The 11,356-nt window shown below is 61.8% G+C and carries 9 protein-coding genes; 4 read left to right on the forward strand and 5 right to left on the reverse strand.

Annotated elements, in window-relative coordinates:
- The first annotated feature begins 5 nt into the window (after positions 1-5).
- From E4656_RS14365 to E4656_RS14375, 3 genes are all read left to right on the forward strand, one after another.
- Complete coding sequence (locus tag E4656_RS14365) at positions 6-4,235, forward strand: serine/threonine-protein kinase (RefSeq protein WP_135483989.1); 4,230 nt, start codon at positions 6-8, stop codon at positions 4,233-4,235.
- 114 nt (positions 4,236-4,349) lie between these two features.
- Positions 4,350-4,628, forward strand: a complete 279-nt coding sequence (locus tag E4656_RS14370; RefSeq protein WP_338090044.1) for a hypothetical protein — start codon at positions 4,350-4,352, stop codon at positions 4,626-4,628.
- Between the two features lie 31 nt (positions 4,629-4,659).
- Positions 4,660-4,848 (forward strand): SHOCT domain-containing protein, encoded by a 189-nt coding sequence (locus E4656_RS14375; protein WP_135483991.1) that lies wholly within the window; start codon positions 4,660-4,662, stop codon positions 4,846-4,848.
- A gap of 27 nt (positions 4,849-4,875) precedes the next feature.
- Here the strand turns inward: E4656_RS14375 and E4656_RS14380 are convergent, their stop codons facing one another.
- The 5 genes from E4656_RS14380 to E4656_RS14400 form a co-directional block, all read right to left on the reverse strand.
- The gene (locus E4656_RS14380) at positions 4,876-5,826 is read right to left on the reverse strand and encodes an isopenicillin N synthase family dioxygenase (RefSeq protein WP_135483992.1); all 951 of its coding nucleotides are present in this window, start codon (positions 5,824-5,826) and stop codon (positions 4,876-4,878) included.
- Between the two features lie 29 nt (positions 5,827-5,855).
- The gene (locus E4656_RS14385) at positions 5,856-6,803 is read right to left on the reverse strand and encodes a DMT family transporter (protein WP_135483993.1); all 948 of its coding nucleotides are present in this window, start codon (positions 6,801-6,803) and stop codon (positions 5,856-5,858) included.
- Complete coding sequence (locus E4656_RS14390) at positions 6,803-7,606, reverse strand: ABC transporter permease (RefSeq protein ID WP_135483994.1); 804 nt, start codon at positions 7,604-7,606, stop codon at positions 6,803-6,805. The genes E4656_RS14385 and E4656_RS14390 overlap by 1 nt, the downstream gene beginning before the upstream one ends.
- On the reverse strand, positions 7,603-8,472 hold the full coding sequence (locus E4656_RS14395; RefSeq protein ID WP_135483995.1) for an ABC transporter ATP-binding protein: 870 nt from the start codon (positions 8,470-8,472) through the stop codon (positions 7,603-7,605). Before E4656_RS14395 ends, E4656_RS14390 begins: the two co-directional genes overlap by 4 nt.
- A gap of 102 nt (positions 8,473-8,574) precedes the next feature.
- A complete protein-coding gene (locus E4656_RS14400) occupies positions 8,575-9,570 on the reverse strand; it encodes an ABC transporter substrate-binding protein (protein WP_135483996.1) in 996 nt (331 codons plus the stop codon).
- Positions 9,571-9,928: 358 nt separating this feature from the next.
- Between E4656_RS14400 and E4656_RS14405 the strand changes: the two genes are divergently transcribed.
- On the forward strand, positions 9,929-11,299 hold the full coding sequence (locus E4656_RS14405; RefSeq protein WP_135483997.1) for an 8-oxoguanine deaminase: 1,371 nt from the start codon (positions 9,929-9,931) through the stop codon (positions 11,297-11,299).
- Positions 11,300-11,356: the final 57 nt, after the last annotated feature.

Raw genomic sequence — 11,356 nt, forward strand, 5'->3', positions numbered from 1 at the left:
CTGTCATGGTAACGCCAAAGCGCTTGCTGCAGGATCTGGTCGCCAATGACCTGGCGCTGCCAGAACTGCTGTCCATGTTGCCCAGCCTGCTGCGGCAGGGAGCCTTCAGCGTGCAGCAACTGGAAGCCGCGCTCGATGAAGCGGTGGCGCAGCATTGGCTGGATCAGACTCTGGCCGGGCGGATCAGAGAGCAGTTGCCCGAGTGGGAGCAAGCGCTGCAGGACGACGAGGCTGCGTCGGAGCTGGATGAAGACGACGCAATTACTGTCGTTGCAACACCCCGCGAAGCAGAACCGGTGGAGTCGGAAGACGATGATCAACTGACCGTCATGGCTTACCCGGAAGCCCCGCCCAATGCGGATCTGCCTGACGACGATCAGCTCACTGTCATAGCCGACCCCAACGGCCCACCGGGTAACGATGTGCCGGATGACGATCAGCTCACTGTCATTGCCGACCCCAGCGGCCCGCCAGGCAACGATGTGCCGGATGACGATCAGCTCACTGTCATTGCCGACCCCAACGGCCCACCGGGTGACGATGTCCCGGATGACGATCAGCTCACTGTCATTGCCGACCCCAGCGGCCCGCCAGGCAACGATGTGCCGGATGACGACCAGATGACGGTCATTGCCAGCCCCGGTAGCTCGGAAGACGACGAGCGCACGGTGATCAACACCGTGGGCCCCGGCGCCACTCAGACCAGTCAGTCGCAGGTACCGTACACCACGCAGCAGGGGTCAACCACCACCTCGACGCAGCAGACTTCCCAGCGCTCCTGGGATCTGCCCGGCGCCACCAACCCGCAGCTGCAAAAGCTCGGTCCGGGCTCCATCATCAAGGAACGCTTCATTCTGGACAAGGTGCTGGGTGCCGGCGGCATGGGCAAGGTGTTCCAGGCCCGCGACCTGCTGAAAGTCGAAGCCAACGACAGCAACCCCTATGTGGCCATGAAGGTGCTGACCGAAGACTTCAAGGCGCACCCGCAGGCCTTTATTGCGCTGCAGCGCGAGGCCAGTCGGCAACAGAAGCTGGCCCACCCCAACATTGCGACGGTGTACGACTTCGACCGCATCGGCATGACGGGCACCCAGGTCTTCATCACCATGGAACTGCTGGTGGGCAAACCACTGGACAGCTTCATTCGCAAGGTCGTGCGCCCGCGTGGTGGCTTGCCGTTCGATGAAGCCTTTCCGATCATTCAGCAACTGGGCGCCTCCCTGTCCTATGCGCACCATCGCAACATCGTGCACTCGGACTTCAAGCCGGGCAACGCCTTCCTGTGTGAAGACGGCACCGTAAAGACTCTGGATTTCGGTATAGCCCGTGCCGTCAATGCCGGCGTCGCGGACAACAAGGACGATGACAACAGCACGGGCAGCAACAGTGACAACACCGATGATTTCGATGCCGGTTCACTGGGCGCGCTGACGCCTGCCTATGCATCGCTGGAGATGCTGCAGGGCAAGGACCCATCAACTCAGGACGACCTGTACGCCCTGGCCTGTGTGGCCTACGAACTGCTCACCGGCTACCACCCCTTCAGCAAGAAATCAGCGGCCAAGGCGCAGGAAGCCAATCTGGTGCCCGGCCCGATCAAGGGGCTGAAAAAGCGTCAGATGCGGGGCCTGCTGCGCGGCCTGGCGTTCGAGAAAGACAAGCGCACAGCCTCGGTCGAAGAGTTTCTGGAAGAGCTGGAAGGCAAGGCCACCTGGTACAAGAATCCCTGGGTACTGGGGTCGGCCTTCAGTGTGATGCTGGCCATCGTGTCCTACAACCCGGTGCTGAACTATCTGGACGAACGTCGCATTCAGGCGCTGATTGAAGATGTCATGACGGCCGATCCCGTGGTGCTGGAAGACACCATAAGCCTGTTGCCGGAGCTGGACGTCAATGCGCAGAACCGCATCACCGACAGCGGCCGCGACATCTTTCACAACTATTTCCGCAGTCTGGTGGATCAGGCCGTCAACCTTGAAGCCGAACGCCATGACTTCGATCAGGCCGTCATCGAACTGGAACGCATGGAGCGGCTGTATCCGGATTCGGTCGCCCTGAGTACACAGCAGAACCATGTGGAGCTGCAGCGCAACCGCTACCTGCACCAGTTGAGCCAGCAACTGAACCAGGCCCTGGCCAACGAATGGCTGCTGCCTGCGGACGACAATGCAGAACACAGTATCAGCGATGTGCTGGCGCGCGTGGCGGCCGTGTCTCCTCAGCACAGCCTGCTCGAAGACCCGCGGGTGCCGGATCTCTATGCCACCGTCGCCCAGGAAGCCATGAACCTGGGTGATCTGGATGTGGCCGAGCAATACCTTGAAGTGGGCATGCGGCACATGCCGGACGACATTGACCTGATCAACACCCGTGATCGCCTGCAACTGGCCCGCGAACGCCAGCAGCGGGAGGCTCGTGTCGCAGAACTGCAGCAGCACTTCGGAGAGCAGGACACGGAGCCGACGAGCTGGCAGCAGTTCGTGGCGCAGCGCGATGCCATTCTGGAGCTGTCCCGGCTGGCACCGGGAGACAGCGCCCTGCAGGTGCTGGCCGGCATGGCCGAACCCCTGATTGATGCAGAGTTCAACTCGGCAACCGAGTTGACACCGGCGCAGCAGGATCTGTTGCTGGCCTTGAACCTGTCGCACAGCGCCCTGGCCAGGGATGACGCCATCGCCATGATGGAACAACGCCTGCGGGAACTGCTGCAGGATCCCGAACTGAACAACACCTGGGAGGCCGAGGTATACGGACTGCTGCAGTACCTGCGCTCAGGGCGCAGCGAGGATGACCCCGTAATCGGGCAGGCCAGAGAACAGCTGGCAGATATCTATCTGGAGTACATCGAAGAACTGGAGGAGGCGAGTCGCTTCAGCATGGCTGAGGCAGTACTGGACCGGATAAACCGCTTTGCCCTGAATGAGCCCGCGCTGGAAACGGCTCAGAGCCGTATCGAAGAAGAGTACAACGAGTTCCGCGTCGAGCGCGAAGCGGCGGCTCAGGAAGCACGCATACAGGGCATGCAGAGTGACCTTCTGGTGCAGGCCGAAGCACGCGAAGTCGATGCGGCCGAACGGACGCTCAGTGAGCTGCGTCAGTACCTGGACAATCAGGACCCCTTCCTGACCATCACCGCCGCCGATGCCATGGCCGAAGCTTATCTGGATCTGACCGAAGAACAGGGCCGCGAGGGCGCCTACAGGGACGCTGTGCAGTTGGCCGACCGCGGACTGGATATCGCCCCCGACAACCTGTTGCTGCAGAATGTTCGTGAACGGTATCTGGTGGAGGCCAATATCGAAGAGCTGAACAGCCTGTTTGCGGATTCGGACCACTTCGACACCCCGGCCGCAGAGGTCATGATTGACGAGATTCGCACCTTTGCACCCGCGCGCTACCCCGATCTGGAACGCCGCTACACCATGATGCTGATCGAACGCATCATGGCCCTGGCCGAAGCCGATCGCGAGCAGGCAGAAAGTCTGGCCAGTCGCGCCAGCATTCTGTTCCCCGGCAGCACACAGCTGTCGCAACTGCGCGCCGAACTGGCGCCACCGCCCTGGGCCGAGGGGCGTACCGCACGCGTGGCGCTGTCGACCGGGCGCCTGTCGGAAGCGCGTAACATTCTGGAAGCCTCGCAGGCACAGTTGCCGGATCATCCCGAGGTGCTGGATTTCGAGAAGGACCTGACGGCCCGGATCGAGGCGGCGGAAGCACAGTTTGCGCAGTTCCAGACCAGCCTTGAAGCCGAGGAGTTCGAACAGGCGCGGGCCCAGCTCTCCGAGGCCAGGCAGATGTGGACCGACAACCAGGACTATCGCAGTGCCATTTCGACACTCAGCGAGCGCATGGCCGAGCAACGCTGGCAGGGGCGGATATTGCAACGCGACGTGGATATCCGCACCCTGCGTGACCAGTCACAGATGACCGGCGCCGATATCTCGGCCCAGGCCTGGAATCCCATAGAAAGCACACGGCCGTGCACGGAGGATCTGGCGGGTTATGGTCGTCGTGCCCGGGCGATCTGTTTTGACCTGCTGCATGACCAGGTACGCGGACCCCTGATGGTGGTCATCCCGGGCGATGATGGCACCAGCTTTGCTGTCAGCAAGTATGAGATCTCCAACGAGGACTACAACAAGTACTGCTTCCTCAGTGGCCAGTGCCCGGTCGATGATTCGCTGGACAGAAATCTGCCCCGCACGGACCTGACGCTCGAGCAGATCACCGAGTAAGCCGAGTGGGTCTCTGAACGCACGGGGAATACCTACCGTCTACCAATGTTAGAAGAATGGTATTATGCTGCTTATGCAGCAGGACAACAGCCGCCCAGAGATTACAATTGCCGGGTGAGACTGGGTGGTCAGATACTCAAGGGTGACCAGATCAACCGTGTTTCAACCGGGCATCAGAACGGCTGGGGTCTGCAGAATTTCATCGGCAACGCACAGGAGCTGGTCTTCGATGGCGACAACCTGCTGGCCGTTGGCGGCTCCTATCAGGACCCCCATGCCGACTGTGGGCTGGACTTCAGCCGCCCGCACTCCGGAGCTGCTGACAGCACCACGGGCTTTCGCCTGCTGCTGGAAGAGGTTGAGGCCCCTGCCCTGCAGACAGTCAGTCAATAACACAGACTTTTCAGCGTAGAGAACAATAACAGTGCAAACCAACCTGAAAACATTGTCACGTCAGTACGCCAACGGCACCCTCAGCAAGGAGGAGTATCGACGCGCCCGCATGGATCTGCTGGAATCGGTGCAGGAGAAGGATCAGACACAACCGCAGGCCACAGTGCCGATTTCAACCTCCGATGAGTCCGATACACAGAACGGTGACCGCGACGACTAGGCCCCGCACCCGCACAGCAGGGCTGAATCAGTCCGCAACAGGCGCCCTGTAGTGGTAGGTCGCATCCAGGCGGCTGCTCAGATACTCGGCACAGGTAATGGGTGAATAGCGCGCCGGCTCCCGGCTGATGTCTCTGGGGTCCACCACCGAATCCGGTGCCGGCTCCAGAAAGAAGGCGATCGCATAGCGCTCCTGTGCCGGCGGCCGCACCCGGTGCGGGGTCGACACATAGATATCGTTACTCCAGCGCATCAGACAGTCCCCGATATTGCAGATAAAGGCATCCGGCACACAGGGGGCTTCGATCCAGCGCCCCTGTCGGTCCGCCACCTCCAGCCCGGGCACCTCATCCGTGGCCAGCAGCGTGATGTTGCCATAATCGGTATGCGCTCCGGCCCCACCGTCTTCGCGGTCGATATAACCGGCACTGGCGGGATAGCGCAGCATGCGCAGGGTGGCGATCGGCTGCGCCAGATGCGGCGCGAAAAAGGTCTCCGGCAGACCCAGATCCAGACTGAAACCTTCATGCAGCAGGCGCCCCAGCGCCAGGCATTGTTCAAAGTAGTCCAGCACCTGCTGGCGCCAGCCGGGTATCGACGGCCAGAAATTGACACCGCGGAACGGCTTGCCGGCCCTCACCTCGGGGTCATCTGCGGGCAGGTCAATACCGACATTGAAGGCCTCTTTCATGTCTGCTCCCGCCTCCGGGTTCAGCTTCTCATCCGCCATGGCCACATAACCCCGGTTATGCGGCGACAGGCGGATGGACAGGGCCTCTTTCTGTGCCTGCGGCAGATCGAACAATGCCTTGCTGGCCGCAAAGGCCGTATCGCGGGCGCTGGCCGGTATGCCGTGATCAACCACATAGAAGAAGCCCACCTCGCGGCAGGCCCGCCCCAGTTCCTGTGCCGTCTGCAGGCGAGTCTCCGAATCAGGGCTGCGCAGCCCGGCTACGGATATTATGGGTAAGGCAGTCATGGTGTTCAGTTCCTCTGCTTCTTGCTTGATCAATGTTGACGCAGACGCAGGGCCTGCGCCCGGTCGGCCAGCCCCACCGCCAGGATGCCACCGGCGATCAGCAGAAAGCCGATCAGGTCGGCGCCACTGGGCTGCTCACCCAGAATGAGTGCGGCTGCAACCAGACCCACAGCCGGCACCGCCGCCGAACTGAGCGACATGCTCACCGCCGGCAGGGATCGTATGGCCCCCACCTGGGCTGCCACACAAAGCCCGGAAGCCACGGCACCGCTGAACAATATGTTCCACCCAAAGGCCGGCTCCCAGCGGATGTCCGCTGGTGTTTCGAACACCAGCGACAGGGGTATCAGTACCACCACCGAAGCCAGCAACTGCCATGGAATCAGACCCAGTACACTGCCCTGCCAGGCATGCCGACGCACATGGACCAGACCTGCGGTCCAGATCAGGGTGGCGCCCAGAATCAGTGCCCCGCCCAACAACGCCCCCGACTCATCCCAGGCCACCGACAGCGGGTTGAAGATGGTCAAAAGGCCAGTCAGACCCAGGCCCGTACCCACTGCCCTGGGCAGCGTGAACCGCTCGCCGAGGAACAACGCTGCCGCCGGCACCACCCAGATGGGCGAGGTGTAGGCCAGAATGGCCGCCCGACCCGAGGGCAGATACTGCATGCCGATGGTCACCAGGGTAATAAAGCACATGTTCTGCAACAGCCCTACCGACAGCACCACCGGCAGGTCTTCGCGGTGCGGCCAGCGCAATATGCCCATGGCGCCGGCAATCAGGAACATGGTTACCATACCCAGCACCATGCGCAGCGTGGTGTAGAGCATGGGCGGGCTGTAATCCAGCCCGATCTTCAGCACCGGAAAGTTGATGCCCCAGGCCAGTGCGGTAAACACCAACAGCCAGTAACCCTGCTGCCAGTTGTAGACCACAGGTACCGGCACCACGGTCTCGGTTCTGTTCGAGGCCATCAGTGCTCGACCTTGAGTGCGCTCTCATGCCAGTTGCGCAGCACCCGGTCGGACAGCCACACCATCAGCGCGAACAGTACGATACCGGTCAGCGCAATCAGCAACAGGGCCGCAAACATGCGCGGTATGCGCAGGGTGAAGCCGGATTGCAGGATCAGATAGGCCAGCCCGGCCCGCGCACCCCCGGTGCCGGCCACAAACTCGGCCACCACGGCGCCAATCAGCGCCAGCCCCGAACTGATGCGCAGGCCGCCGAAAAAGTACGGCAAGGCACTGGGAATGCGCAGGCGGATCAGTTCCTGCCAGCGACTGGTGCGGTACATGCGAAACAGGCTCAGCAGGTTGGGGTCGACACTGCGCAGACCGAGGGTGGTGTTAGAAATCACCGGGAAGATAGCAATGATCACGGCACAGATGGTCAGCGCCCAGGTGGTGTCATCCACCCAGATGATGATCAGCGGCGCAATGGCCACCACCGGCGTCACCTGCATCAGTACCGCATAGGGAAACAGGCTGATCTCGATCCACCTGCTCTGGATGAACACCAGCGAAATCAGCACCCCCAGCACCACCGAAATGGCGAAGGCCAGCAGCGTGATCTGGACCGTGATCATCAGGCTTCTGAACAGCGTCGGCCAGTCGGCGAACAGGGAGGCGCCAATGGCACTGGGCCCGGGCAGGATGTAGCGCGGCATGTCGAGCGCTATCACCATGATTTCCCAGAACAGCAGAAACAGGACACCCACGCCGAGCGGGGCCGCTATCTGGACAAAGCGTTCACTCTTGATCAATGGCTGTTTCATATCGAGGCCTCCTCGCCCAGGGCGCTGGCGCGTTCCAGAGCTTGTGATACCTGACGGCAATAGCCGGCGAACTCGGTTGATACGCGGAAGTCCGGCAGGCGCGGATAGGGCTGGTCAATGGTGATTTCATCAACAATGCGGCCCGGTCGTGCGGCCATGACTACCACCCGGTTGGACAGATACACCGCCTCGTAGACGCTGTGGGTCACGAACACCACCGTCCAGTTGCGGGCCTGCCAGAGTGCCAGCACATCATCATTCAGCTTGTTGCGGGTCATCTCGTCCAGCGCCCCGAACGGCTCATCCATCAGCAGCAGATTGGGCTGGGTGGTCAGGGCCCGGGCGATGGAAGCCCGCATCTGCATGCCCCCGGACAGTTCGCGCGGGAAAGCATGCTGAAACTGACTCAAGCCAACCATCGAGAGTGCCTCATCAATGGACTTTTCAACGTCATCTGGTCGACTGGAGTGGTCCAGATCCAGCGGCAGGCGGACATTCTTGCGCACCCTGGCCCAAGGCATCAGGGTGGCGTTCTGGAACACGAAAGCCAGCTTGCGGCCGGTATCGCCCACCACGTCATAGCCCTGCTCCCACCAGCGCATCTGGCCGGCAGAGACATCGCCCAGCCCGGCCATGATCCGCAACAGGGTACTCTTGCCGCAGCCGGAAGGCCCGAGCAGACTGACGAACTCGCCCTCCCGCACCGTCATGTCGGCCCCTTTCAAAGCCACTGTGCCATTGGCGTAGACCTTGTCCACGCCCTCGACCTGCAGCACCGGCCTTCGGTTGACCGACGGCTTCTCGGCACCGGTCTGGGCCCCGGGCGTGGGCTTGGGCGGTACTGATTTCAGTTTGCTCTGCATCATCGTTGTGCTCTCGCTCGTGCATCGGGCACCCCGTTTCAGGCGCGCCTCCGCGCCGCACCAGAGCAACCCTGGTGCGGCGCCGTCCCCAGGAAAAGCAATGCCTCAGGGCATTACCGGCGGATCAGGCAGGAATTCCAGGGTGTAGGCCTTGCTCAGGTCCACATCCGCAGAGATCAGCCCGGCTTCGACCATGAAGTCGTAAGTGGCCTGCCAGCGCTCTTCGGTCATGACACCAATGCCCATCTCAGCGGCATCACCACCGACTACCAGGCCATACTCGGCCATCTGCGCCAGACCGAATTCGATCTGCTCGTCAGTCATTTCCGGATTGTCCTGCTGAATCAGCGCATTGCCTGGCGCCGGGTCCTGCAGATAGCTGGCCCAGCCTTCCATGCTGGCCTGTACGAAGCGGCGCACCACATCAGGGTTTTCGTCGATCAGGCGCTGCGTGGTTTCGATGGTGGTGGCATAGGCCGGGTAGCCATAGTCGGCGAACAGGAAGATGTTGGGCTCCACGCCACCCTGCATCATGGCGAACGGCTCCGACGAGATGTAGCCCTGCTGCACGATGTTCTCGTTGTTCAGGAACGGTGCCACACTGAAGGTGTAGGGCCGGATATCATCATCGGTAAAGCCGAACTCCGCCTTCAGCCAGGGCCAGAATGTGGAGTGCGCCGATGTGGCCACATAGATGGGCAGGTCTTCGGCCTGCATCTGCTCAAACGACTCCACCCAGGGGTGAGCCAGCAGCGCCTGCGGGTCGCCCTGCATGGATGCCGCCACGGTCACCGCCGGCAGATCTTCCGCCACGGCATTGATGTTGCCGATCGGGTAGCCCATGTTGAAGTCGATACGACCCGCCAGCAGCAACTGCATGCCATTGACCTGTGGACCGCCCATTTCAATGCTGACATCCAGCCCATAATCCTCGTAGATGCCGGTGGCGAGGGCCTGATAGAAGCCGCCGTGTTCGGCCTGTGCATACCAGCTGGTGCCGAAGGTGACCTGATCGAGGTCCTGTGCCCACGCCGACACGGCAAGCAGAGTGCCCGACAGGGCCAGACAGGCGCGCTGGCCTGCCCATTTTGCAATCGTCATCTGAAATCTCCCGGTTACGTCTCGTATAATTCGTTCAACCAACCTGACCAGTTAGTCAACACGGAATTTGCAACTGCTGTGCCACAAGGAAAATGTCGAACAAAAACAGGGGCTTGAATCCATATGCACTCCAAATGGCGCCCTGCAGACGCACAAGGATGTGACAGCCATGGGGCCTCATGCACTGATATGACACAAAACGGGACACCCTGAGCCCGATGTGCCCTCGATGAAGAAAGTCTGATCGCTGGCAGCCTCTATTTCTGACCACTCAGTCAGTATTAGTCGTGGAATCGAAACCCGATGGCACAGAACGTGAATGCTGATTGCCGAGAATCATTGCCTGAAGAGCCGACTCATGAAGGAACAAACCCTGCTGCTGAAGAATGCCGACCTGATTGCCACCATGGATGATCAGGCGCGCGAGCTCACCGGCTACTCGGTGCTGGTGCGGGGCAACACCATTGCCGGCCTTTATCCGGAAGGTGAGATACCGGAGCCGGTCGACGAGATCATCGACCTGAGCGGGCATGTACTGATCCCCGGCCTGATCAATACCCACCACCATATGTTCCAGACCCTGACCCGGGCCCTGCCGGCGGCGCAGGACGCCGAACTGTTCGACTGGCTCAGTGCCCTGTTTCCGGTCTGGCAGCACATCACACCGGCCATGCAGCGTGCTGCCACGCGCACAGCCTGTGCCGAACTGATGCTTTCGGGTTGCACCACGGCCGCCGACCACGCCTACCTCTATGTCAATGGTGTTGCCGTGGAAGACAGCCTGCAGGCCGCCAGCGAGATGGGCATTCGGTTTCATCATGTGCGCGGCGCCATCAGCCTGGGCGCCAGCCAGGGTGGCCTGCCGCCGGACAACGTGGTCGAGCAGGACGAAGACGCCATACTGCGCGACATGCAGCGCGCCATAGAACGGCACAACGACCCCGGCCCGGACGCCATGGTGCGCATTGCCCTGGGACCCAGCTCACCCTTTACCGTCAGCACCGATCTGATGCGCGAAGCCGCGGCTCTGGCCCGGGCGCACGGAGCGGGGCTGCATACGCACACCGCCGAAAATCAGAAGGATCTGGATTTCAGTCAGGCCCGCTATGGCATGACCCCGACCCAGTACACGGAAACGGTAGGCTGGGTCGGCCCCGATGTCTGGCACGCCCATTGTGTGCATCTGGATCAGCCCGGCATCGAGCTGTTTGCGCGCACCGGCACCGGGGTGGCGCACTGCCCCTGCTCCAACATGCGCCTGGCCTCGGGCATTGCCCCCATTCGCGCCATGCTGGATGCCGGGGTTGCGGTCGGTATCGGCGTCGATGGCAGCGCCTCCAACGACAGCGGCAACCTGCTGGCGGAGACCCGTCAGGCCATGCTGTCGGCGCGCGTGCGCCATCAGCAACCGGGGGCCATGTCGGCCCGCGAAGCCCTGCGGCTGGCCACCCGTGGCGGTGCCGAGGTGCTGGGCCGGGCCGACCGACTGGGGCGCATTCAGGCCGGGTACTGTGCTGACATGGTGGCCTTTCGGATGGATGAACTGGCGCTGGCCGGGGCGCAGTCCGACCTGCTGGCGGCCCTGGTTTTCTGTACGCCATCCCGGGTCGCCTGGAGTATGATCAATGGACGGCAAGTGATTCGAGGCGGCCAGTTGCTGACGCAGTCGCTGCCCGACATCATTCATCAGCACAACGAGCAGGCTCGGGCTCTGGTGGATGGGCCCTGACAGCAGATGCTATAGTTCGACCATATGGTCAATAATTTGCATGGTCAGAACAACAGA

Origin of the sequence: Natronospirillum operosum (assembly GCF_004768465.1) — a bacterium.
Taxonomy (GTDB): Bacteria; Pseudomonadota; Gammaproteobacteria; order Pseudomonadales; family Natronospirillaceae; genus Natronospirillum; species Natronospirillum operosum.

Coding starts and splice junctions, on each gene's coding strand:
- E4656_RS14365 (WP_135483989.1), top strand. CDS start 6: ATGGTAACGCCAAAGCGCTTGCTGCAGGATCTGGTCGCCAATGACCTG.
- E4656_RS14380 (WP_135483992.1), bottom strand. CDS start 5,826: ATGACTGCCTTACCCATAATATCCGTAGCCGGGCTGCGCAGCCCTGAT.
- E4656_RS14385 (WP_135483993.1), bottom strand. CDS start 6,803: ATGGCCTCGAACAGAACCGAGACCGTGGTGCCGGTACCTGTGGTCTAC.
- E4656_RS14390 (WP_135483994.1), bottom strand. CDS start 7,606: ATGAAACAGCCATTGATCAAGAGTGAACGCTTTGTCCAGATAGCGGCC.
- E4656_RS14395 (WP_135483995.1), bottom strand. CDS start 8,472: ATGATGCAGAGCAAACTGAAATCAGTACCGCCCAAGCCCACGCCCGGG.
- E4656_RS14400 (WP_135483996.1), bottom strand. CDS start 9,570: ATGACGATTGCAAAATGGGCAGGCCAGCGCGCCTGTCTGGCCCTGTCG.
- E4656_RS14405 (WP_135483997.1), top strand. CDS start 9,929: ATGAAGGAACAAACCCTGCTGCTGAAGAATGCCGACCTGATTGCCACC.